Origin of the sequence: Yersinia sp. 2466 StPb PI (assembly GCF_041538325.1) — a bacterium.
Lineage (GTDB): Bacteria > Pseudomonadota > Gammaproteobacteria > Enterobacterales > Enterobacteriaceae > Yersinia > Yersinia enterocolitica_E.
Genome location: NZ_JAULSL010000001.1, coordinates 418,255 through 442,514 on the forward strand (window position 1 = coordinate 418,255; position 24,260 = coordinate 442,514).

Consider the following 24,260-nt stretch of genomic DNA (forward strand, 5'->3'; position numbering starts at 1 on the left):
TAGTTTCAGACTATCTTTTTTTAATGAATTACCACTGGTAACTCACAAATAGCTTCGCGTTGCGGCCATCTTGTGGCACGCCTTGCGGCGCGTAGTACTCTTTGTCGAATGCGTTGCCCAGAACCACGGTAGTTGTGACACCTTTCAGTTGTTCCTGGCCTTTATAGCTGACATAGAAATCATTGAGACCATAACCGGCCTGACGTTTACCGGTGCTTAACGGTTTGGAGCGGTCAGCAAATGTGGCAATCCAACCCACCGCGAAACCACTGCTGGCAACCGGGATATCCACTACGCTGGTGACGGTATCCGGGTTAATGGACTCGAGCCATTTATTGGTGCTCTGATTTTTACCCCGGGTACGGTTATAGGCCAGATCCCAGTTAAACAGGGCTGTTTTATAGCTCATGGTGGCATCCCAACCCCAGATTTTTACCCGGTCGATATTCACTGATGTGGTGGTCATCGCCGTCATATTAACGCTGGTGTCGATATAGTCTTTCGCATTGGTATCGAAGTAGCTGGCCTTGAATTGCAGGTCATCTTCAGCCATTAGCAAATCATTGAAACGTAAACCAAACCCGTACTCTTGGGTTTCATTAGTTTCCGGTTTTAGATTCGGATTGGGCACCCAGTAGTTGGTGAGTGTCATTCCCGGGCGGATAGGGATTGAGAAGTGTTTTGAGTCGTTGTACATCTCGCCCATGGTTGGTGCGCGGAAAGCTTGGGCATAGGAGCCAAACAGCATCAACCAGTCAGTGGGGGTAACACTCACTGCGCCGCGTGATGACCATTTGTCGGCATCGACGTCAGCATAGCCTTCGCTGCTGCCGCTATAGTTGTCATAACGGGTACCGGCTAAAATGGACACTGGCAGGTCGCGCAGGGTGATTTCATCTTGTAGCCAGCCGGAGCCAAACCGAATATCTGCTTGTGGGAAGCTGGTCGTCGCGCGCCCCGGCGTCTGCTCTTGTTTATAGGCTTCTGTGCCGTAAGTCAGCAGGTGTGATGCAAAGCTGTCGGTAAACAAACGCGTCCGGTTTTCCAGCTTTCCGCCTTCCGTGGTTTGTTTACGTCCCTCTTCGGTTGCACCTTGTGGCCGTGCATTGATTTCCACTTCAGAGTAGTAAACCCGTGCGGTGGCATTCAACCACTCCTGATCCAGTGGCTTAAGGTGGTAACTGAGTTGGGCATCACGTTGGATCGTTGAACGATTGGTTATGACATTGCCACTGGAAGCTGCACTGGTTTGTGGATTTTTGGGTTCTATTGCGTTGTTGTTGTAATAGCGCAGATTGGCACTCAGTGATTGAATCTGGTCAATATGCCAGGTTCCTTTTGCCAGCACATTACTGATGGTTTCGTCATTTGGTGCATCAAAACCATTACTCTGACGGATATTGCCGATATCACGGGTACCGAAGGAGAGAATGCCATCAACATCATCGGTGCGGCCATAGGCACTGGCACCGAGGCCGAAACTGTGATCACCGGTAGCCGCAGAGCTGTAAACGCGGTAACCGGTATTTTGGCCCGCTAACAGCAAGTCAGCGGCATCGACAGTTTCAAAAGAGATAACACCACCTAATGCGCCACTGCCGTACAGCAGGGCAGATGGGCCACGTACTACTTCAACACGTTTCACCAGTGCCGGATCAAGGAAAGTGGCGTTCAGATGGCCGGTATCGGTACCTTGGCGAATACCATCAACCAGAGTCAATACACCTTGCTTACCGTAGCCACGTAGTGTCACATCCTGGCCGTTGACCCGCCCGCTGCCGGTGACGGTCAGCCCCGGTATTTTGCGCAGCATATCTGCCGCAGAGGTGGCGGTCTCGCTGGTCGGCGAGGTACCTTCAATCACGGTTACCATCATCGGTGCTTCAAAACTACTGCGCTCATTACCTGTTGCCGTAACCACCATGGTATCGGTAGTGTGCTTTTTACTGCTTGTCGGCGTGGTAGTGGTATCAGCCGCTTGAACGGCCAAAGGCAGCGTGCAAGCGATTGCCAAACTGAGTGGGGACCAGCGGAAACGGTCAGAAATGAAACGAGGCATGTCGGCAATTCTCCATATTTTCTATGCGAATAAAACAGATATATAGGTTGCTGGCTGCCTTGATTCGAGAATCTGGGTGGCTTGCTATCCCCTTCGTCTTTTGATGCTACAGCAGTATTAGCGGCCCGTTACTCGGCTCTGTACGGCTGCTGTTTTGCTGTAATACCCATGACGTGGGTTCTGTGTATGTTATTTGGTCAGTATTAGTTTGCCGGCCTTGGTCTGGCGCAGTTGATAGTGTTCGCCTTGATGGACGATAAAGGCGACACCGTGCTCTCCCAGCAGTTGTTCGCTGGTGACAGACAAGGGCTTACTTGCTGTCGGATACTCGACAGCAGGTTCGTCGTTCAACCTCGGTGTTTTATTCAACTGTGTGTCCATATATTTAGCACGGAAATGATAACGAGTATCAATATAATAAGCATTATCATGTATGATCGAATGTTACATCAAGACATATTTATTGTTAATTGATTTTTTAGCTGGCGAACTAAATCTGGCTCGACAAGTGCGTAAGTTTGATGCCAGTACCATCCGTGGCTCAAGGCCGTTAATGGTTGAATCAGGCAATCGCATGCGGGTCAGTAGTTGGTTTGGCTGGATGGACGAGATAATCGCGTAGCTGTACTTAGCCAAAAAACACCCACAGCCACGACGGTCTATGGCCTTCTGACGGCACTGGCAGAAAGTGAAGAAACTAAATATAATGAGGTCATACATTAACCAGAATTATATTAAGGAGGATTACTATGTTGACCCGTGAATTGTTTCTTTATTCACTCGTCTTTAGTGATCGTGATTGCTCAAGCGTTACCGGTATCGTGCTGCGATAACCTGCTTGAGCGAAGCTAACTAACACTCTGACAACTTCCCTCCGGCTTACCGGTTATCGTCGGCTTTATTGACGATAGGCATCTCTATGCCTGTAAAACTTGAGTAAGCAATGACCACATTACTTTCTGCAAAATCTGTCGGTTACGACAACACTTTCGGCCCACTGCTGGCTGAGATTTCCTTCGGCCTGAAAAAAGGTGACCGCATTGGTTTGATAGGCCATAACGGTTGTGGAAAAAGCACTCTGCTGAAAATCCTCAGCGGTGATCTTCCCGCCACGGCCGGTACTATCACTACCGCCAACCAGTGCCTGATGGCTCGGGTTGAACAACATCTCCCCGCCGCTTTAGATGATTGCACCTTACTGGATGCGGTGCTCAATCACCTCCCCAATAGCCTGCATCAACCAGAACGTTGGCAAGCAGAGGTTTTGCTCGTCAGCTTGGGGTTTGATGAACCCACTTGGACACTGACTGCCGGTACGTTAAGTGGTGGTCAGCATACGCGTCTGTTGCTGGCACGAGCACTGATCCGCCAGCCAGATTTGTTGCTATTGGATGAACCCAGTAACCATCTGGATTTACCTACCCTGCTGTGGCTGGAGCAGTTTCTCCTGAATTGGGGGGGCAGTTTTGTACTGGTTTCACATGATCGCAGTTTGCTGGATCGTGTGACCAACTGTACCTGGATTTTGCGTGACAAAAATCTGCAATTTATCCGCCTGCCTTGCACTCAGGCACGGCAGGCATTGGCGGAGAAAGATATCTCGGACAGTCATCGCCGTTTAGCCGAACAAAAGGAAATTGATCGGGTAGCAAAAAGCGCCAAGCGACTGGCCATCTGGGGCAGCGTGTATGACAACGAAAAGCTGGCGCGTAAGGCTAAACAAATGGAGAAGCAGGTCGATCGCCTCAAGGATGATCAAACTCAGGTTACCGCCGGTAATCAGTGGCAATTGCGCCTAAATGGCGAAGCTCTGGCGGCAGACCGAGTGCTGGCACTCTCAGATTTACGGGTTCGACCAGCGGCTCAGGCACCGGTGCTATTTGAATTGGCACAATTTCGGGTCAAAAGCGGTGATCGCGTCGCACTGGTAGGCCGCAATGGTTGCGGTAAATCTTCTCTGTTGCACTGCCTATGGCGGGCTTTTAGCCAACCAGAGACCGCCGACGTGGGAGTGACGTTCCATCCTAGGGTACGTGTGGGCTATTACGACCAAAGTCTGCAACAACTGCGTGACGAAGACACTCTATCCGAGGCTTTAGCCCCCTTTGCACCCTTGACCGAAGATCAGCGAAAAATGGCGTTGATCGGTGCCGGATTCCCCTATCTTCGGCATCAGCAGCAGGTTAGCACCTTGAGTGGTGGCGAGCGTTCACGCTTGTTATTTATCGGCCTGACACTGGCTAACTATTCATTGCTACTGCTTGATGAACCGACTAACCATCTTGATATGGAAGGTAAAGAAGAGCTGGCAAATACGCTGAAAACCTTCAGTGGTGCGGTGTTGCTGGTTTCCCATGACCGTACATTGATTGAACAAAGCTGCAATCGTTTTTGGTTAATCGATAAGCAGTGGTTGGAAGAGTGGCACCATCTAGAACCGGTCTATGCCATTTTGGCCGATAAACCCGCATCAGTTTCTGTGCCCGCCTCCACATTCGAACCTGAGTCGATAATGTTAGTGGAAAGTGAAGAAGAACAGTTGTTGGCTGAGTTGTTGGAATTAGAAAGTAAGCTGAAACAGGATCTGGCACGTAAGTTCAAGCATCAGAAGCCAGAGCTGCAATGCCAGTGGCGACAACAGATAGCGCAATTAAACACCTTACTTGATTTGACGTAATGCTCAAGCCGCAAGGATGCGGCTTGTTTTTGTGGCACGGCTAATCGAACTCAGCAAGCCCATTTTAGATTATAAAAACTAATCCAAATTCCAGAATGTCGACCGCGTTACATTTATTGAAATAAACAACTGGTTGAAAGATCAAGTTCACTTCTTTTTGCTGTAATCATCACATTAATGCAGTTTTTTGTGTCGTAGCATCCTGCCGAACGAAATGCATAATTCTTAGGAATTTTAATCTGCAAGGCTATGAAAGATGAAAATTTACAGTAACTTACCGATAACTCTCAATGATGTAATTGATGCACAAAAACGATTGAGAGGTCATATCTACAAAACAGGATTAGCGAGGTCGAATTATCTGAGTGAGCGCTGTCATGGCGAGATTTATCTGAAGTTTGAGAACATGCAACGTACCGGGTCATTCAAAATTCGCGGCGCATTCAATAAGCTCAGCTCACTCAGCGAAGAGGAGAGAAGGCAAGGGGTTGTGGCTTGTTCTGCGGGTAATCATGCGCAAGGGGTTTCTTTATCCTGTGCCATGTTGGGGATTAACAGCAAGGTGGTGATGCCAAATTGCGCCCCTAAATCAAAAATTGCGGCGACCAGTGAATATTCTGCGCAGGTGGTGCTACATGGTGAGAATTTCAACGATACCATAGCAAAAGCCAGTGAAATTATTGAAATGGAACACCGTATTTTTATTCACCCTTTCGATGATGAGAAAGTGATTGCTGGTCAGGGCACTATCGGGCTGGAAATACTCGAAGATCTCTATGATGTCGATAATGTGATTGTCCCTATTGGTGGCGGTGGATTAATTGCCGGTATCGCGCTGGCAATTAAATCTATTAATCCAACCATTAATATTATTGGCGTCCAGTCAGAGAATGTTCACGGCATGGCGGCATCTTATTATAGCGGTAGTATTACTAATCATCGTAAAACCGGTACGCTTGCCGATGGTTGTGATGTGACTCGCCCAGGTACGTTACCTTTTGAAATCGTCAAAACATTGGTTACCGACATTGTACTGGTCAGTGAAGATGAAATAAGAAAAAGTATGATTGACCTTATTCAGCGTAACAAGATTATTACCGAAGGTGCAGGTGCATTAGCATCCGCAGCATTATTAAGCGGCAAACTAAAAGATTATATCACCGGCAAAAAGACCGTCAGCATTATATCAGGCGGCAATATTGATTTATCGCGCGTATCACAAATAACGGGATTAGGCAGTATTTCGTAAAATATATTAATAAGGAATTTATTAATGGATATCGATAATGCTATTACAACCACTACCGCAATCGAAACAAAAACGTGGCGCAAATCAGATACAACCTGGACTTTGGGATTATTTGGCACAGCAATAGGGGCAGGCGTTTTATTCTTTCCAATCCGCGCAGGTTTCGGCGGTTTAATTCCTATTTTAATTATGTTGGTGTTGGCTTATCCGATTGCCTTTCTCTGTCATCGGGCATTGGCGCGTTTATGTTTATCTGGCAGTAACTGTTCAGGCAATATTACGGAGACCGTGGAAGAACACTTCGGTAAAACCGGTGGTGTGGTGATTACCTTCCTCTATTTTTTCGCCATTTGTCCGTTGTTGTGGATTTACGGCGTAACCATCACCAATACCTTTATGACCTTCTGGGAACATCAACTCCAACTGGCTCCGCTAAACCGTGGTGTGGTGGCACTGGCGTTGCTGTTGCTGATGGCTGCAGTGATTTACTTCGGTAAAGATCTGATGGTTAAAGTGATGAGTTTTCTGGTATTTCCGTTTATTACTTGCCTGGTATTGATTTCACTCTCACTGATCCCTTACTGGAATGCCTCGGTTATTGAGCAGGTAGATTTGAGCCAGATTTCTCTGCTAGGGCACGATGGCATACTGGTGACCGTGTGGTTGGGTATTTCCATCATGGTGTTCTCTTTCAATTTCTCGCCGATTGTCTCTTCTTTCGTGGTCTCAAAGCGCGAAGAATATGAACCGGAGTTTGGCCGGGATTTTACTGAGAAAAAATGCTCTCAGATTATTAGTAAGGCCAGCATGTTGATGGTGGCTGTGGTGATGTTCTTTGCCTTTAGCTGCCTGTTTACGCTGTCGCCGCAAAATATGGCAGAAGCTAAGGCACAAAATATTCCAGTGCTGTCTTATCTGGCAAACCATTTTTCTGCCATGTCCGGTAGCAAATCGACCTTCTCCATTACGCTGGAATATGCCGCTTCACTGATTGCGCTGGTCGCTATTTTTAAATCTTTCTTCGGACATTATCTCGGTACGTTGGAAGGTCTCAATGGTCTGATTATTAAGTTCGGCTACCAAGGCGATAAAACTAAAATATCCGGTGGCAAGCTTAATCTGGTCAGTATGTTTTTCATCATGGGATCAACCTGGGTGGTGGCTTATCTCAACCCGAATATCCTTGATTTGATTGAAGCCATGGGGGCACCAATTATCGCCTCACTACTGTGTCTGCTGCCTATGTACGCCGTTCATAAACTGCCTTCTCTGGCCCGTTTCAGAGGCCGGCCAGAAAACTATTTTGTTACCCTCGTCGGTCTGCTGACCATCTTCAATATCGTCTACAAATTAATATAAGACGGCGCTTAAAAGCCCGTATTTTGCCCAAAAAACACGGGCGGAGTAATCACATGACATTAAATCCTACAGTTTTGGTTATTAACTGTGGTTCATCATCCATTAAATTTTCAGTACTGACCGCCGACAATTGTGACGCGGTAATCTCCGGGATTGCCGACGGTATTGGCACTGAAAAACCTTTTTTGCGGATTGATAGAGTCACTCAATTTCAATTGGCTCAATGGAATTATGTTGATGCATTAGCAGCGATTGCCGATGAGCTGGAAAAGCGTGGCCTTAATAAATCAATTTCGCTGATTGGCCACCGTATTGCCCATGGTGGTGAAATATTCAGTGAATCAGTGCTGATTGATGATTGGGTGGTGGAGGAAATCAAAAAGGTTTCGCCATTGGCTCCGCTACATAACTACGCCAATTTGCACGGCGTTGAGGCGGCACGCCAGCTATTTCCCGGCATTAAACAAGTCGCCGTATTTGATACCGGTTTTCATCAAACATTAAAACCGGAGGCTTATCTTTATGCGCTACCTTACCGCTATTTCCGCGAACAGGGGGTACGACGTTATGGTTTTCATGGCACGTCGTATCGCTATGTGGCAGGGCTTGCCGCGAGTTTCTTCGGATTTGATGGGAGCGATTGCGGCCTGATTATCGCTCATTTGGGGAATGGTGCATCTGTCTGCGCGGTTCAGGACGGCAAAAGCGTTGATACATCGATGGGCATGACCCCATTGGACGGTTTGGTCATGGGAACACGCAGTGGTGATGTGGACTTTGGCGCACTGGCATATCTGGCGCGCCAAACCGGGAAAAGTCTGGAAGATTTGGAGCATATGCTTAATAAGGAGTCCGGTTTATTGGGGATCTCCGGTCTGTCTGCTGATATGCGGACGCTGGAGAAAGCCTATCACGAGGGGCATGAAGCGGCGCGTCTGGCGATACATACCTTTGTGCATCGCCTTGCACGCCATATTGGCGGGCATATCAGTTCGCTGCGCCGGTTCGACGGCCTGATTCTGACCGGGGGAATTGGCGAAAACTCATCGCTTATCCGTCAGTTAACGCTGGAGCATCTGGCCGTTTTTGGTGTCGACATCGATCACGGTAAAAACAACCGGCTACAGCATGGAACCTCTCATGTCATCTCTACCGCCCGCTCACGGGTCGTTGCCGCAGTTATCCCCACCAATGAAGAAAAAATGATTGCGCTTGATGCGGTCCGCCTTGGCTATGCGCAACAGGACGCAGCGGTTTCCGAGGCTGTTTTTTGACCCTCAACCCCATGAAATCACCAGCTATATTCTGTTTATTGGAGTTTGTTCATGAAGATTGATGTTGATGTAAATAATAAAAAATATGCCGATGCATGGCTCGGATTTAGCGGGAACAATTGGCATAGCGAAATTAATGTCAGAGATTTTATCCAGCAGAACTATCAACCTTATGAAGGTGATGAGTCGTTTCTCTCCGGCGCCACCCCTGCGACCCAAAAATTGTGGGAGCAGGTTATGGAGGGGATTCGTTTGGAGAATGCGAATCATGCGCCGGTAGACTTTGATGATGATATTGCCACCACCATCACTGCCCATAAAGCGGGTTACATTGAACAACAGCTGGAAAAAATCGTCGGGCTACAGACCGATAAACCCCTGAAGCGTGCGTTACATCCTTTTGGCGGTATCAACATGGTGCAAAGCGCATTTGACGCCTATGGCCGTGAGATGGATGCCAACTTCAAATATATCTTCACTGATTTACGTAAAACCCATAATCAAGGCGTGTTCGATGTTTATTCGCCTGAGATGCTGAAATGTCGTAAATCCGGCATTTTGACCGGCCTGCCGGATGGCTATGGACGAGGGCGAATTATTGGCGACTATCGGCGTATCGCACTGTATGGCATTGCCTATCTGGTGCGGGAACGTGAGCTACAGTTTGCCGATTTACAGCCACAACTTGAGCAAGGTATTAAGTTGGAAAGTGTGATTCGTTTGCGCGAAGAGCTGGCTGAGCATCGCCACGCGCTGTTGCAGATTCAAACCATGGCCGCACGCTACGGTTGCGATATTTCAGGACCGGCCAAAAATGCTCAAGAAGCTATTCAGTGGCTCTATTTTGGTTATCTGGCCGCGGTGAAATCGCAAAATGGTGGTGCGATGTCACTGGGCCGCACCGCGACATTCCTCGATATTTATATCGAGCGCGATTTAGCCAACGGGGTGTTGAGCGAGCAGCAGGCGCAGGAGCTTATTGATCACTTCATCATGAAGATTCGCATGGTGCGTTTCCTGCGGACACCTGAGTTTGATTCACTGTTCTCCGGTGATCCGATTTGGGCCACGGAAGTGCTGGGCGGAATGGGCTTGGATGGCCGAACCTTAGTGACCAAGAATACCTTCCGTTATCTCAACACGTTGGAAACCATGGGGCCAGCGCCGGAGCCTAATTTAACCATTTTATGGTCGGAGGCGTTGCCACAGGCATTTAAGCGTTATGCGGCCAATGTCTCGATTCAGACATCTTCGTTGCAATATGAAAATGACGATCTGATGCGGCCAGATTTTAATAGCGACGATTATGCGATTGCCTGCTGTGTTAGCCCGATGGTGATCGGTAAGCAAATGCAATTCTTTGGTGCGCGCGCCAATCTGGCTAAAACGCTGCTGTATTGCATCAATGGTGGCATGGATGAAAAACTCAAAATTCAGGTCGGCCCGAAATGTGCCCCGATGACCGATGACGTGCTGGACTATGAACGGGTGATGGCTAGCCTCAACGTGTTTATGGATTGGTTAGCGGTGCAATATATCAGCGCCCTGAATCTCATCCATTATATGCATGACAAATACAGCTACGAAGCGTCACTGATGGCACTACATGATCGCGATGTTTATCGCACCATGGCCTGCGGTATCGCCGGGCTTTCGGTAGCGGCGGATTCGCTTTCAGCCATTAAATACGCCAAGGTTAAACCAATCCGTGATGCCGATGGGCTGGCTGTCGATTTTGCCATTGAGGGCGAATATCCTCAGTACGGTAACAACGACGAGCGTGTCGACACTATTGCTTGTGATTTAGTTGAGCGTTTTATGAAGAAAATCAGCAAGCTGCCAACCTATCGCCATGCAGTGCCGACGCAGTCAATTCTGACTATTACCTCTAATGTGGTGTATGGACAGAAAACGGGTAATACCCCCGACGGCCGACGCGACGGTATGCCATTTGCACCAGGTGCCAACCCTATGCATGGCCGTGATCGCAAAGGGGCCGTGGCATCACTCTCCTCTGTCAGCAAGCTGCCGTTCAAATATGCCAAAGATGGGATTTCTTACACGTTTTCGATTGTCCCTGCGGCCTTGGGCAAGGACTCGGCGGTGCGTAATAATAATCTGGTCGGCCTGCTGGATGGTTATTTCCACCATGATGAGTCGATGGAGGGTGGGCAGCATCTTAATGTCAATGTCATGAATCGCGATATGCTGCTGGATGCCATCGAACATCCAGAAAACTATCCAAATCTCACCATCCGTGTTTCTGGTTATGCCGTACGTTTTAACGCCCTGACGCCCGAGCAGCAGCAGGATGTGGTCTCCCGAACTTTCACCAATACGTTATAATTGTTAGCCCCTCCCTAACAAGAGGGGCCAATAGCTTATCTCTGCGTATTTCGCACTTTAATCCGGCTTTACGTTGTAGTGATGTTGAGCATAGCCGATTCGCCCTAGTCACTGTCACTTTCTGCCTGAGGCCATTCCCGCAGTTCGTATGCAATGACTGCCGGGTTGATATCAATCATATGCCAGCTACGGGCGCCTTGAACGGGTAGATCATCATGAATTTCAGCGGGGTTGACCATGATGATATCTCCGGCTGAAGACTCAACTCTGCCGATGTTACTCCATGAATGTTGTGATCCCTGAACAAAGATACCGATGCCAAACTCGTCATGGGAATGACGGGGAAAGGTGTGCTCGGTCAATAATGACATCGCTTCGGCCCCCGGAATCACCTGATGATGCAGTTTGATTTGGTGAATTGCGCGTTTTAACGTCATCTCTCAGCAAATTCGAGAATTAAAATCAGAGAGTTAGAATCAAGCTGACGATAAAACCATTACTTCATTCGTACGTGTCTTACGCTAATATTGAAATCCGAGAATGGATTATCTTTAAAGCTTATCACTCTCTGGTTCTCAGTGAAAATACGTGCAGTATAGTGTGACAAATATAATAACCTGTTGAAAAGGCAATTTCATAATCCTCCTGATTTTAGGATGTAAAATTAAGCTGCTGATAATCCATCTTTATTTCTGTCAGAGAGTATACTATCACTTGATCGAAGTACCTTTTTTCTGCCCGATAAACAAAATGGATTTTTTGTCAAAAGTGTCAAAATAATTTTTTGATCGACTAAAAAATGATTATATCTAAACTTTATATTTATTTTGCCGATAACTCATTATCAACTGGATGATGGCTTGATATTGTCGTTGTGTTAGGCGAGATAGGGTGGTTCATCATATGACATTATGAAGATAATATTATTATCTTAAGGGATACTTATGTTGCCAACATCTCATGATAATATAAAGATTGAATTTTTATTTGGTGGGTTTATATTTTTAATCGCATATTTTTTTGTGTTCATATTTAATTTAAGTGAGGTGCTGCTTCCCTATTTGTCAAAATATAAGAAATATAATCTAGATGCGGTTTTTATTGCACTAAATGTCACCGGATTGCTGGGGTTTATCTATAGCTCATTGCGAATAAACAGAATGTCAAAGGAGATAGCGAAACGTATTGAGGCAGAAAAGAGCATCAACTGGATGTCTGGCCATGATATTTTAACGGACCTACCTAACCAAAAATTTCTCGACTCTTATATTTCACGTTCTGCTAAGAATAAAGATGCACTAAATTATGTGGTTCTAAGTATAGAGATTAATAAGTTTAAAGATGTCAACGATCTGCTCGACTACGGCCACCGAAATGAAATATTTAAGCTGGTTGGACAACGTCTCTCTTATATGTTCCCAGATAATGTCTATAAATTACGTGGTGATGAGTTTTTGGTATTAAAGTCAAATAAAGATAAAGCAGACCTATCATTGCTGGGCGAGCGCATAGTGAAGACTATTTGCAGCCTTATTCAAATTGGCGATTTTACCTTTAATATAGCCGCCAATGTTGGTATCTCCCGCTATCCTGAAGATTCTGGCGATCTTCGACAAGCTATTCAGCAATCGGCCTGTGCTTTGTACATTGCTAAGAAGGCCGGTCGTGAGGAAGTCCGAGTCTTTACTCCCTTGATGCAGAATACACTTTTATCCCGAGCCCAACTTAAGAGTGATTTTAAGAAAGCGTTGGCGAGTAATGCATTCTCTGTCTATTACCAGCCGTTAGTGGACCTGAGAACCGAAAAAACAGTCGGTTTTGAAGCCCTTGCGCGCTGGGAGATTTCCCCAGGCAAATTCATTTCCCCTACTCTATTCATCCCTCTGGCAGAAGAGATGGGTAAAATCTCTGAGCTGACGGAGCAGTTGTTTCGGCTGGCCTGTCTCGAAACATTAAGCTGGCCTGCTCATCTGGTACTGTCATTTAATATTTCCCCGATACTGCTGTGTAATAAGCAACTGAGCACGCGCATCATGAGTGTCATGAATGAGTTGGGGCTGCCCGCAGATCGTCTGGAGGTAGAAATCACGGAAAGTGCACTTTTTCAGAATGCCAATGTAGCCCGATTTACGCTTAAAAAACTCAGGGATGAGGGAATAAAAATTGCGTTAGACGATTTTGGTACCGGTTACTCCAGTCTTTCTCAGCTTTGCAACTTCTCATTTGATAAGTTAAAGATTGATAAGAGCTTCATCGATACTTTCCAACACAATGAAAAAAAAGAAAAAATCGTACGTGCCATTATCTCATTGGCCAGTTCTCTGGGGGTGAAAGTCACCGCCGAAGGTATCGAACACACCAGTCAACTTGTGCGTCTACAGGATATTGGGTGTGATATTGGCCAGGGATATCTGCTTGGTATGCCCGCAGCGAAAGCGGTCCTATATCCGGTGGAATCCTTATTGATTTATAAATTTTCTCCAGAAGTCGCTGAGAAAGAGAGCGCATAAAAACAGGAGGATATACCGCTGAGGTATTGGCAGTGGGCAATATTTCTCTCTGGGAGTATGAGGGGGGAATCATTGAGGGTACGCTGTGCCCTTCGCTGACAGGCAGCGAAGGGCGGTAACATTAAAACTTAGTCCAGCCGCCCTGTTCTGCGACTAATGCGACACTCTTAACTCGTGTCTTTGGCCTGAGCAGAGGGCCTGTTGAAACGCCAGGTGCCTTTCCTTTGATTTTAAATACCGAGACAATTTCTGTTAGTTGACGAGCCTGCTCTTCCAGCGAGGCAGCAGCAGCAGCAGATTGTTGCACTAAGGCGGCATTTTGCTGCGTGACGCTGTCCATTTGAACCACCGCAGAACCAATTTGGCTGATCCCTTTACTCTGTTCGGTCGAGGCTGCGGCTATTTCGCTCATAATGTCATTTACGTTGCTGACTGAGCTCACGATTTTGTCCATCGCATCACCTGCTCGCGTCACCTGTTCAGACCCGGATTTAATATTTTTAACTGACTCATTGATCAGCACATCAATCTCTTTTGCTGCCTGTGCGCTGCGTTGCGCCAAATTTCTCACTTCACTGGCGACAACGGCAAATCCCCGGCCTTGTTCCCCTGCTCGTGCTGCTTCGACCGCGGCATTTAACGCAAGAATATTGGTTTGAAACGCAATACTGTTGATGACGCCAATGATATCGACGATTTTATGTGAGCTGCTGGTAATTTTCGTCATGGTGGCAATGACGCCACTGACAATTACGCCGCCCTGTTGTGCTTCCCGAGTGGCCTGGTTCGCCAGTGTACTTGCCTGACCGGCATTATCTGCATTCTGCTGAACGGTTGAACCGAGTTGTTCCATGCTGGAGGCGGTCTCTTCCAGCGCCGAGGCTTGTTCTTCAGTTCGGGAAGACAAATCGGTATTTCCGACTGATATCTCACTAGAACCCCTGTAAATCGAATCCGCACTGTTGCGGATTTCAAACACCGTTTTGGCCCAGTTATCCTGCATCTTGTTAATATAAGGAATTAACTGGCCAATACAGTTTCTACCCTGATCTACGATGTTGTGGTCAAGTTTGCCTTGTGCCAGAGATTCAAGATGAGCTTTTACTCTGTTCAAAGGCTTAACGAGAAAGTTAACCAGATAGCGGTCGGTTGTTACCATGATCAGCACACTGATTAATAACGCACTGACTAGGATATATTGACACCACACTAGCCATTGGGAAATCCGCTGATTTGCTTCTTCATTTAGGGATATAATTTTTGCGTTGTATTTGTCTATCGCTGCACTGAAGTTCCGTCTTAACGGAAGATATTTACCTGTTTTTATTACTTCAAAATTGTTTATATTTTTCTCTCTTGCTGATTCAAACATCGGCAAAACTGCACTGTTATAGAGATTAAAAGAACTGTTATAAATATCATCTATTGTGGTTGAGTCAATTTTCCCATGATCAATAGTTTTAAATTGACTGAGCCCATTTTTAAGGCCGTCTAATTCGGTAAGAGTTGCCTTCATCTCAAGATCGAAAACTCCAGTGTCATTTTTCGCCATTGCTCCCATAGCACGTTCCATCGCTGTTGTCGCGCGGTAGTATTGTGCATTGGCACTATTAATAATATCGCCATTTTGCTGCTGAGTATGGGTTACACCTAGCTCTTGGTTTAATTGCTTAAGAGAGTATAAAGCAAAGCCTGATGCCCCGGCCCACAACAGTGAAAACACGATGAGAATGAGTATAAGTGCCGTTCTTATTTTAATATTTTGTATGAATCTCATGTTATTAAACCTCAAATGTCGGACACGGGAAAGATACCTTGGAAAGGCAGTTAATAACTAATTTCGGTGTCTATAAAACAGTTGAGTAAATTGTTTTATATTTCATCTTTATTATTATCGGCGGTTGAGATTTTATCTTGAGTTGTTTTTTTGTTATAGAGTAAATAATGTGTTTTTAATGAAGTGATAAAATTATATTTATACATTAGGCCATCAAGATTAGACCTATTAGCTCACTTGATTAAATGAGTTGGTTATAATTAGTACAATAAATAAAAGGTGAAATACTCATGTTTATCATGATCTAATGTGGTTTATTAAATTTAAAATTGAATTGCTCAATAGATATCACATAACAAATTATCAAGAAGTGTCATTCTTTATAAGACTTAATTATTCAAAAATAGGATGTGTTTTCTGAATAATTTGAATTTATGGGCACGGCCAATATCACTTTCTTCTTGGAGAAATCAGCACGATTGGAAAAGTTAAAGATCAAAGTGACATTATTTTAGGGTGGATTCATTGAGTTTTTTGAAAAACTTGCCGAAAACTTATAAATTTCATAACACAGGTATGATTTATAATGACAGAATTAAATATCTATGGGCAAGCACTGGGCAAATCATTACCCGACTGGTTGCCTCGAACAACTCCCCAACGGATTATCCTCAAAGGAGACTATTGCCTCCTTGAACCTATTGATATCAAGCATAGCAAGGATCTATTTGAAGCCTGGCACAGCATTGATGACGAGCGTGACTGGACTTACTTTCACATTAATCGCCCCATCACAATTAGGCAATGTGACCATTATATTGCCTCTCTTAGTGCAAGTAAGGACCCTCTCTTTTATTCAGTCATCAATTACTCCACCGGAAAAGCAGTAGGTTTTATCGCGTTACAACGCATTGACCCCGAGAATGGGGCGGTAGAAATCGGTTGGATTAACTGGTCACCGTTGATGAAACGTACTTTATGCAGCACTGAGGCAATATTTCTTTTGCTATCCTATGCGCTGGATACTTTGCAATACCGGCGATGTGCGTGGAAGTGTGACAGTTTGCACCAGCCAGCGATTCAAGCGGCAGAACGCTTGGGATTTCAATACGAAGGTACTTTCAGACAAATACAAGTATCCAAAGGGCATAGTCGTGACACCCGTTGGTATTCTATTATCGAGAGTGAATGGCCAGGGATTCGGCGAGCTATACAGCTTTGGCTAAGCTCAGCTAACCTGGATGACCGGGGTAAACAGAAGCAGAAATTGGCCGAGTTTATGCCAGTGACAGAAGAGTAGTTATTTTCAATTAGCGTAATTCTGGCTTCACATCACCGAAGCCAGTGTATGGCATCTTATTGTTTATTATAGTATAAATCGTAATTCTGGTTAGTTATGCTGCTCATTTAGAGGTTAGTGGCAAATCATGGGGTGATTTTACTCAATGTGAGACGTAATAGTCATTTTGGTCTTCAATCAGCGCAAGGATTGGAAGACGATGTAGAAAATAGTTTGGCTATATAATAAATTGATATTGAAAGTTATTTTTTGTGTGACTTTTCGATGATGTAGTGAGCACAAAATCTCTATATGAGTGAGTGACAGTGCGGAGTGTCCTACCATTTACTGCCGAATGGTATTTGTCAGCCTGGGTGCACAAAACGGAAATCGATAACGCCTAATGCTAGAGCTAAAATGTGGAAGCAATACCGCCATCGTAGTACTACATGAGATTTATGGTATTAATCCGCATATCAGGCGGGTGTGTCATGAATATCATGCGATGGAGAGGGACGTTTATTGCCTCAATCTTATTGGGCGTGATGAGCCATTTAGCTATGCACAGCAGAATGAGGCATATCGCTATTTTATTGAAAATGTAGGTTTTGACACATCCCATATCGTTACTCTGCTCCAGACTCTGCGGCCACAGTATGACAATCTTATCCTCGTAGGATTTAGTGTTGGAGCCACGCTTGCCTGGCTTGCGGCCAGAAGCGGGTTATGTGCAAGGGTTGTCTGCCACTACGGTTCACGTATCCGCGAGCACAGCGATATTGCGCCACCTTGTCCAGCCCTTGTCATCCTTGCCCGACATGAGGCTTCTTTCGACACGACAATCCTGCAAAGTGAACTAAAAAAATATCCTAATGTTGATAGCCGCATATTCAGCAGCCATCATGGGTTTTGTGATGGGGATAATGCCAACTTTGATGCAGAAAATGCCGATCTTGCAACTAGATTGGTACACCAGTTTATAGGGTAGCTTTGAAAAAATGGGAAAGTTTTCCATTAATACTCTAGCCCGCACGATTAGCGACTACTTTTGCGGTAGTGTATGTCCTATTACGTTAATGAGGCGCGCGGCTACTGACTTTCTTCTCTATATTTTAAATAATAAACATTTAAATTGTTAATGCCATATTTTCTACAGATACTACGACGATAGCCACTGACGGTTTTATAACTGAGTGATAACCTTTTTGAAATCTGAACAGAATTTAAACCTGATATAATACATTGTAATGTTTCATTTTCTCGTTTAGTTAATTTATTTTTAACAAGATTATCGTCATCAAGAGGTATGAAATGACCGCCATAGCGGTTGTGACATATTGTCCCTATTGTTTTTTTGATGTAAGGCATATTACTTTTTCTGTATATGACTGCATGATATATATTAGGGAGGTTAGACAGGTCAGAGTAGTTGTCACAAAATAAAATAATCCCTACATTGTGGGCTGACTTTATTTTAATTAATAGATCATGAACTTCACTATGTTTGAATCCAGTAATGTCAAGTAGTATCAGCTTGAGTTTCCCATCTATATTTTTTATCAGTGAGGGAATAGAACGGTAAACCCTTATTACTGAGTCTTCTGAATGTTGGTATAGCACATCATTCAATAGTATTTTGAAAGAGAAAGACATAAGCCCGCACTGACTGAGGATAAAATAGTTCATATAATAATTCCTTTTATTTTTAACTAATGAATGAAAATAAGAAAATCCACTGCGAAATAGTGATGTATTTACTGATGATACTCTCGGAAAGATAAATATAGTCGTAGTGAACATCATTGCTAAAGGCCAAAAATCGCCATGCCTTCCCCCAATAATGCTTCGCTGGAAACAGCAGCTATCTAAAGGGAAAGTCAATTAGCCTGCCAGAAAAAGTGATAGCTAAGTTTATTAGAACTTAAGATTTCAGCTATTTGTAGCAGGCCATAATCATCTGATTTTTATTTACTTATATCTAATATAGAAATCTAGATTAGAAATTATATTTCACACCTAGCATTACAGCGGTATCACTGTAACCTTTGTTGCCGATTTGCTGGGCAACATTACCCCACAGGTTAACTTTTTTATTGATTTGGCCTTCAACACCCACTTTTAATTCACCGATATTGGCGGCCCCATCTTGCTTCACTGTCACGTTATCCATAGTGACACCAAAGTCTTTGGTATTATGGATCCAGTTTGCTTCTACAAATGGCTGAAATACTCGGTCTTTACCTTTATCCTGGCTGCTATAGCCATTCATAAAGGCTTTCACACCCAGACGGGTCTGAATATTGCCATCACCTTCACCAGAGACATTCGTGCCGTTAGCTTCTTTATGGTCGTCAGCTTTCACACCCATCCAGGTCACCTGCGCTTTAGGCTGGATAAAGTAGGTGGCATTTTTAGCGGCATTTTCACCGATTTTGAAGGTATAACCACTCTCAACCGAGGCAGTTATCCCCTTAGACTTATATTCTTCAGTATTCAAATCTTGACCGTCAACGGTGTTGTTGAACCAGCTGTATTGCGCCCAACTGTCAACATATAAGCCGGACTTATCGGCCTCGTTGGCATACCAGGTCCCGTAGACACCGGCGCTGTAACCGTCAGTTGACCCTTTAGCGTTGTAACCGGACACTTGCGAGATGGTGGTGCTTTTGCTGTTACCATACCCAGCCATAACGCCCAGATGGAAACGGTCCATGTCGTTATTGCTCCACTGAGCAATATCTCCGCCTAATTGCAGCACATAACGGTTAGCCTGTGTGCTCAGTTGATCTTGAGAATCACGGAAACGGTTATGCCCACCCTCGTTACGCAACCACATACTGGTTACTTTCTGTTCGCCAGTCAGTGCGTCGATATACTGAGTTTCGCCCAAACGATCATGCAAACGAGTGACAAACATATTATTAGCCGAGGCTAAGTTGGCAGTATAGCCGCCAGCTTCTGGACGCTCAGTCATAGCAGATGGAACTGTTGGGTCTGAAGGTGGCGTAGGAATAACAGCATTAGTCAGATACCAGTTATTGGCATTAGCATCAGAACCGCGCATCAATGAATAATCATAAGCACCGGCAACGATACGATCCTTTTGAATAAACTCACCGTCAGATAAGCCATTAACCTGAATCAATTCAATACCGTTTAACGTTGTCGCGCCAGTGCCACCCGCGTTAGTCACGCTGACGAAGGTGTTCCCTGAAGTGTTACCTTCGACGATCATTTTATCCGTTATGGAGTTGTCGTCATTTAATTCAGTATTAAACAATAAGTTACCGTTATTACCAATATAGTCACCATGGACAGTTAATACGTCGCCTGCAATAGGATTGGAGAAATTAATTGTCCCGGCGTTAGTCAGCTCAGCGACGTCAGAACTTGCCATCATATTCCACATGGCGCGACTATCAATATTCACCTGGCCGCCATTACGTGCAAGACCATTCCATTGTGTATTGTTAATGCTGAGATTAGCTTGGCTACCTAAACCTGACTGGATATCACCATTTAAAACCATATCGTTTGCATTAACATTAACGATACCAAAGTTCGCCAGGCTAGCATCGGTATCTGCATTTATTAATATGCCATTGTTAATAACACTACTGTTATCAAGGACTGCATTGATGGTGCCACCAAGAGCATTAAATGTTTTGCCGTTTTGACTATGTATATTGGCATTCTGTTGATTCATAGTCACAATTGCTTGTGTGTTACTATTCACTGCATCAGCGTTATTACCACTAGTAACTATATTGGTATTAGTCACATTAACAGTGGTCCCACTGTCATTAGCCTGAACAGCATACGCATTATTACCCACCGTACTGATGTTATTGCCCTGACTAATAATAGAACTCGCGGAACTGGCCATCATGGCTACTGCACCATTACTGGCTGTACTGATAGTGCTACCCGTAATATCAGCCTGGCCGCCTAAAACTGCCTGGATAGCGGTATTATTAGCGCCGAGGGTTTTAACCGATGCTCCTGGGTTAATAACAATTTTACCACCTGGCCCTCTCGCACTTACTGCGGTTGCCTGATGAGTGATAATTTGCGTATTTCCACTGACAGTCGCTAAAGATGATCCATTACCATTCAGTTCAGAAGAGACTAGCGCAGTACCCGCCCCGAATGTTTCCAGGGTACTGTCGATGATATCAAATTGAGTATTTGCACTATTTGTTGTTTCAACGAAGACCGCAGCGGCAGAGGCTCCACCGGTACTGGCGTATGAGCCGGTCATGCTCCCTCGTGAACCATTTGCTATTTGTAAAGCACTGGCACTTGAGCCAAGATAAGCACCTGTTGTTGTCAATCTAGAGTTATTGATAATTACTGAACTATTATTAGCAGCTATACCCTTGCCACCGGCACCTGTTGCTGAAATGGTACTGTTATTTAATGAAATTTGGCTATTAGAGACCAGTGACAGGCCGGAGGCATTTGCCCCTGAAACTGAAATATTTGCGTCATTCAAGTTAACACTGGCACCAGTTTGCGCATACACGCCGTGTGAGCCAGTCCCTGTAGTGGTTAATGTACTTCCGTGTAAAAAATCGACACGTGAGCCTGCCCCAGAAGCATATAAAGTATCAGCGGCATTACCCCCAGTCGTTAATGTGATATCACCGTCAGCAATTAATACGCCACCATTTGATACCGTTGCTGCATGCCCAGAAAAATCGTTAATCAAGCCAGTATCTACTACTGTCCCATCAGGGGCATTTACAGTTGTGCCATTTACTATAATTTGGGAAAAAGCAGGCGTTGTTATTGATGTAAAGGCAATAGCGATTAGAGTTTTTTTAAAGGCAGGCATATTATATCTCTCATTTTTTTAAGTAAAAATCTGTTTATTAACAAGTGGTTATGTTATTGGTGTTTTTAATGTAATTGAACCGTTCTCGATAACCATTTTTACTTTAGTAAATATGGAGTGTAGGCTACGCCACAGTGTATTTAATATTATATGGCATACTAATGATTGAGTTTTTATATCATGCTGTGATTATAGCTATAATTTATTTTGTTAAATATAGGATATGATACATATCGCTGTAGGAATTTTCTTGATTTGTTTTTTTGTAAAATGACATGGAAAATTTCTTTAGTATTATTTAACTAAATGATTAACATTTCATATCTACGAGGGGAAACCTATTTTTGTATCTAATGGGGGGATACTCTGGCGTTGACGTATTTTAACACTTATCCATTTGAGTTTTGTAGGAGAGTGAGCCAAGAACAATGTCTTCTAACTGAAAATAGACATTGTTGAGCATCAATGCTTAACGTCCTCTCAACTTGTCATTTTAAACGTAAATTATCTTATTAAAAATACAAAAACAAATGAGGAAACTATAGATGCGATAAATATAGAGATGCCGATTAGTATATCAGTCATGAGATCATTCATAATGAATCCCTGTTAAAATCACTCTAGCCTATTTTAATTTACGAATATATTGTCAACTTAGCGGCATTAGCATCCACACTATGCACCAGCGAGTAATCATAAACACCCTCCACGATCATGCTATTTTGAAAGCTCACTGTTAGAGCCAAAGCCATTAAACTTAATCAGCTCGAAACCATTTAGTGTCTTTTCACCACGATAACTAAGGTTATTTAACCTATCCGCTGTTATCTAATGGTGCTAACGTGCGATCACATAGGCTGCACATTAAACAGTATCAATTAAACAGACAGTTTGATTAAACTTTATTTAAAACTAAAATAGCCTACAGTTTTATACGTGATAGTTATGATTAACATCAGCTGTGTGGAGGATTTGAATAGTAAGAAATACTAAAATGTTAACACAGTTATAGGATTGGAAAAATAACGAGTCGTCACTCACCGATCTCATTATCTCCAGTTCCTATTATTTGATAAAAAATCACAGGGATCCCAATGTGTTTATATTGCTACTTTAGATGGAATAGTTAAATTTATTTTGCTGGAATAGTTAATTATAATTTTTTAAGTTATACCAGCGTTTATTTAAGTTCCCCTGTATTGATTGACAGATGGATTAGCCACATCAATCAATAGGGCAACGCGTCGTGTTTATACGTCCCTTATTGTAATCAGAGAGTGAATAATTAAAAACTCATCACTATATTAACCATTGTTGCTGCATGTAGATCTCCTGCTTTGGCTCAAAATGGAGACTTTTATGAACCTAATGCTTCTGCATCACAAACCAGTGTAAATGATGGTTTTATTGCATATGGCTTTCAATGTAACATCTGATAAACTGGAGCATCTCTTTATCTGGCAGGTTAATCGATACGCTAATTTCATGGTCGATATTTTCTGGGTATTATTATCCTCTGGAACCTACGCTGGTATTGCAAATAGGGTATCAACTGCCATAAACGCCAGATAATGTTCGCAGTACGTGCTACTGCGAGGGGGGAGATATTCTACGCTTAATCAATATGCCAATGAAATTGGTAGGAAATGTTAATGTCCACTTGAGGAGTTCAATGTGTCTTTGAGCAAAAATTACTTATATCAGGCTGGAGCTACCCAGGTAAGATGGGCTAGCGAGTTATTTTCGGCCTCTATTTTATTATTTTGTGGACTAATACTCTATTCAGTTAATTTGTGCGCGGCACAATCTCTTCCCCATAACGACTTACTCACTAAACCCGGCGATGTTATTCAAATTAAGCTCAGTGAGTTGCATCCGACCCAAATAACCGTAGGTAAGCTCCAGATTGCAGGTGATTTGGCTGATTATGCTAGCGATTCAAAGCACTTATTCAACGATTTGTGTAAAGTTCAAGGGGCAGGGAAACTGGCTAAATATAGCCTGTCATCAACACCGAAAGATCCCACTTCATATACCTGTAAACAGGCTATAGGAACCAATAAAGCTGATATGAACACGGTTGATATCGGACCAATGGGGAAACTTTACCTGACTGATGGTCATCATGCATTTAACAGCTTTTGGGATGCACCCGGTGGTGGCGGTGATGTGACCTTAAGCGTACTGGTCGGGCAGAATATAAGCCGTGACAACGACGGAACGTTATTTACTCAAGCTCAGTTCGAACAACAGATGACTGAACTTAAACATTTTCTCCCTATTGATGCCGAGGGGAAACCAATTACGTTCTCTCAATTGCCTGCAACCCTGGGCACGAGTGCTTTTCAGGACGATCCATATCGCTCAATACTCTATTATCTACGCGGTATATCTTACGATAAGTCTGATAAAAATCTTAACCCTGAAACGGGTAAGCCTTATAAAGAAATACCTTTCCTCGAGTTTTATTGGGGACAGCTATTACGCAGTAAGATGGATTTAAAACGTTATAATTTGCATAAGCAAGATGACTATATCAAGGCTCTGGAAGACGCAGCAACCCTGATGGTGAATGTACCCAAGCAGCAACTGATAGGGCATTCAGGTCAAACGGCAAGAGCTTTAGGCCAGTTGAACAGCATTGATGAAAAGCGTTTAGATAAACTGGCGAAATCAGATTCTAAATTAGCGAAGGCACTTAATTATCAGTCAACTAACTGAGTTATAAAAATAAGATCTTTGTTGAATAAATCGAACTTTTAGCCCTAATCAGGTTTGGATCACCACATTTCTGATGATATTGCAGTATCTCGTGGCAAAACAAAGGTTCGATATCATCCATTGGACAGCTTACAACAAGGCGCTCATCAGTCGCGGCTTGCTAACATTCTGG

The 24,260-nt window shown here is 44.0% G+C and carries 16 protein-coding genes; 10 read left to right on the forward strand and 6 right to left on the reverse strand.

Annotated features, from left to right (window positions below; genetic code table 11):
- Positions 1-28 precede the first annotated feature (28 nt).
- Both Q2T72_RS01950 and hemP read right to left on the reverse strand, forming a co-directional pair.
- Positions 29-2,059, reverse strand: coding sequence for a TonB-dependent hemoglobin/transferrin/lactoferrin family receptor (locus Q2T72_RS01950; protein ID WP_372568556.1), 2,031 nt, complete (start codon positions 2,057-2,059; stop codon positions 29-31).
- Between the two features lie 189 nt (positions 2,060-2,248).
- Positions 2,249-2,440 carry a hemin uptake protein HemP gene (hemP, locus tag Q2T72_RS01955; RefSeq protein WP_083161063.1) on the reverse strand — a complete coding sequence of 64 codons (192 nt, stop codon included), beginning with the start codon at positions 2,438-2,440 and terminating at the stop codon, positions 2,249-2,251.
- Positions 2,441-2,522: 82 nt separating this feature from the next.
- Here hemP and Q2T72_RS01960 point away from each other — a divergent pair, with 82 nt between their 5' ends.
- From Q2T72_RS01960 to pflB, 6 genes are all read left to right on the forward strand, one after another.
- The gene (locus Q2T72_RS01960) at positions 2,523-2,681 is read left to right on the forward strand and encodes a hypothetical protein (RefSeq protein WP_193784745.1); all 159 of its coding nucleotides are present in this window, start codon (positions 2,523-2,525) and stop codon (positions 2,679-2,681) included.
- Between the two features lie 321 nt (positions 2,682-3,002).
- Positions 3,003-4,736, forward strand: coding sequence for an ABC-F family ATP-binding cassette domain-containing protein (locus tag Q2T72_RS01965; RefSeq protein WP_083161059.1), 1,734 nt, complete (start codon positions 3,003-3,005; stop codon positions 4,734-4,736).
- A 256-nt stretch (positions 4,737-4,992) separates the two neighbouring features.
- Complete coding sequence (gene tdcB, locus Q2T72_RS01970) at positions 4,993-5,985, forward strand: bifunctional threonine ammonia-lyase/L-serine ammonia-lyase TdcB (RefSeq protein WP_083161057.1); 993 nt, start codon at positions 4,993-4,995, stop codon at positions 5,983-5,985.
- A gap of 24 nt (positions 5,986-6,009) precedes the next feature.
- The gene (tdcC, locus tag Q2T72_RS01975; RefSeq protein ID WP_083161055.1) at positions 6,010-7,344 is read left to right on the forward strand and encodes a threonine/serine transporter TdcC; all 1,335 of its coding nucleotides are present in this window, start codon (positions 6,010-6,012) and stop codon (positions 7,342-7,344) included.
- Positions 7,345-7,397: 53 nt separating this feature from the next.
- Positions 7,398-8,618, forward strand: coding sequence for a propionate kinase (gene tdcD, locus Q2T72_RS01980; RefSeq protein ID WP_372568557.1), 1,221 nt, complete (start codon positions 7,398-7,400; stop codon positions 8,616-8,618).
- A 51-nt stretch (positions 8,619-8,669) separates the two neighbouring features.
- Complete coding sequence (pflB, locus tag Q2T72_RS01985) at positions 8,670-10,964, forward strand: formate C-acetyltransferase (RefSeq protein ID WP_372568558.1); 2,295 nt, start codon at positions 8,670-8,672, stop codon at positions 10,962-10,964.
- A 104-nt stretch (positions 10,965-11,068) separates the two neighbouring features.
- Here pflB and Q2T72_RS01990 read toward each other — a convergent pair whose 3' ends face one another.
- Positions 11,069-11,401: an AraC family ligand binding domain-containing protein gene (locus tag Q2T72_RS01990; RefSeq protein WP_372568559.1), complete on the reverse strand. Its 333-nt coding sequence runs from the start codon at positions 11,399-11,401 to the stop codon at positions 11,069-11,071.
- Between the two features lie 507 nt (positions 11,402-11,908).
- Here Q2T72_RS01990 and Q2T72_RS01995 point away from each other — a divergent pair.
- The gene (locus tag Q2T72_RS01995) at positions 11,909-13,474 is read left to right on the forward strand and encodes a putative bifunctional diguanylate cyclase/phosphodiesterase (protein ID WP_372568560.1); all 1,566 of its coding nucleotides are present in this window, start codon (positions 11,909-11,911) and stop codon (positions 13,472-13,474) included.
- A gap of 121 nt (positions 13,475-13,595) precedes the next feature.
- On the opposite strand, the gene Q2T72_RS02000 is transcribed toward Q2T72_RS01995, so the two are convergent.
- The gene (locus Q2T72_RS02000) at positions 13,596-15,251 is read right to left on the reverse strand and encodes a methyl-accepting chemotaxis protein (RefSeq protein WP_372568561.1); all 1,656 of its coding nucleotides are present in this window, start codon (positions 15,249-15,251) and stop codon (positions 13,596-13,598) included.
- Between the two features lie 586 nt (positions 15,252-15,837).
- Here Q2T72_RS02000 and Q2T72_RS02005 point away from each other — a divergent pair.
- Together Q2T72_RS02005 and Q2T72_RS02010 are read left to right on the forward strand one after the other, a co-directional pair.
- On the forward strand, positions 15,838-16,551 hold the full coding sequence (locus Q2T72_RS02005) for a GNAT family N-acetyltransferase (protein ID WP_083161044.1): 714 nt from the start codon (positions 15,838-15,840) through the stop codon (positions 16,549-16,551).
- A gap of 382 nt (positions 16,552-16,933) precedes the next feature.
- Positions 16,934-17,518 carry a dienelactone hydrolase family protein gene (locus Q2T72_RS02010; RefSeq protein WP_372559955.1) on the forward strand — a complete coding sequence of 195 codons (585 nt, stop codon included), beginning with the start codon at positions 16,934-16,936 and terminating at the stop codon, positions 17,516-17,518.
- A gap of 101 nt (positions 17,519-17,619) precedes the next feature.
- Here the strand turns inward: Q2T72_RS02010 and Q2T72_RS02015 are convergent, their stop codons facing one another.
- Both Q2T72_RS02015 and Q2T72_RS02020 read right to left on the reverse strand, forming a co-directional pair.
- Positions 17,620-18,216: a response regulator transcription factor gene (locus Q2T72_RS02015; RefSeq protein ID WP_372568562.1), complete on the reverse strand. Its 597-nt coding sequence runs from the start codon at positions 18,214-18,216 to the stop codon at positions 17,620-17,622.
- A gap of 310 nt (positions 18,217-18,526) precedes the next feature.
- Positions 18,527-21,367: an autotransporter outer membrane beta-barrel domain-containing protein gene (locus Q2T72_RS02020; protein WP_083161038.1), complete on the reverse strand. Its 2,841-nt coding sequence runs from the start codon at positions 21,365-21,367 to the stop codon at positions 18,527-18,529.
- A 1,674-nt stretch (positions 21,368-23,041) separates the two neighbouring features.
- Between Q2T72_RS02020 and Q2T72_RS02025 the strand changes: the two genes are divergently transcribed.
- Entirely contained in the window at positions 23,042-24,088 is a 1,047-nt protein-coding gene (locus tag Q2T72_RS02025) for a ParB-like protein (protein ID WP_372568563.1), read from the forward strand.
- Positions 24,089-24,260: the final 172 nt, after the last annotated feature.

Bases quoted from the DNA above. Each gene is read 5' to 3' on its own strand.
- Q2T72_RS01990 (WP_372568559.1), bottom strand. From the start codon at position 11,401: ATGACGTTAAAACGCGCAATTCACCAAATCAAACTGCATCATCAGGTG.
- Q2T72_RS02015 (WP_372568562.1), bottom strand. From the start codon at position 18,216: ATGAACTATTTTATCCTCAGTCAGTGCGGGCTTATGTCTTTCTCTTTC.
- tdcD (WP_372568557.1), top strand. From the start codon at position 7,398: ATGACATTAAATCCTACAGTTTTGGTTATTAACTGTGGTTCATCATCC.
- Q2T72_RS01950 (WP_372568556.1), bottom strand. From the start codon at position 2,059: ATGCCTCGTTTCATTTCTGACCGTTTCCGCTGGTCCCCACTCAGTTTG.
- Q2T72_RS02005 (WP_083161044.1), top strand. From the start codon at position 15,838: ATGACAGAATTAAATATCTATGGGCAAGCACTGGGCAAATCATTACCC.
- Q2T72_RS01965 (WP_083161059.1), top strand. From the start codon at position 3,003: ATGACCACATTACTTTCTGCAAAATCTGTCGGTTACGACAACACTTTC.
- tdcC (WP_083161055.1), top strand. From the start codon at position 6,010: ATGGATATCGATAATGCTATTACAACCACTACCGCAATCGAAACAAAA.
- Q2T72_RS02000 (WP_372568561.1), bottom strand. From the start codon at position 15,251: ATGAGATTCATACAAAATATTAAAATAAGAACGGCACTTATACTCATT.
- pflB (WP_372568558.1), top strand. From the start codon at position 8,670: ATGAAGATTGATGTTGATGTAAATAATAAAAAATATGCCGATGCATGG.
- Q2T72_RS02020 (WP_083161038.1), bottom strand. From the start codon at position 21,367: ATGCCTGCCTTTAAAAAAACTCTAATCGCTATTGCCTTTACATCAATA.
- tdcB (WP_083161057.1), top strand. From the start codon at position 4,993: ATGAAAATTTACAGTAACTTACCGATAACTCTCAATGATGTAATTGAT.
- hemP (WP_083161063.1), bottom strand. From the start codon at position 2,440: ATGGACACACAGTTGAATAAAACACCGAGGTTGAACGACGAACCTGCT.
- Q2T72_RS01995 (WP_372568560.1), top strand. From the start codon at position 11,909: ATGTTGCCAACATCTCATGATAATATAAAGATTGAATTTTTATTTGGT.
- Q2T72_RS02010 (WP_372559955.1), top strand. From the start codon at position 16,934: ATGCTAGAGCTAAAATGTGGAAGCAATACCGCCATCGTAGTACTACAT.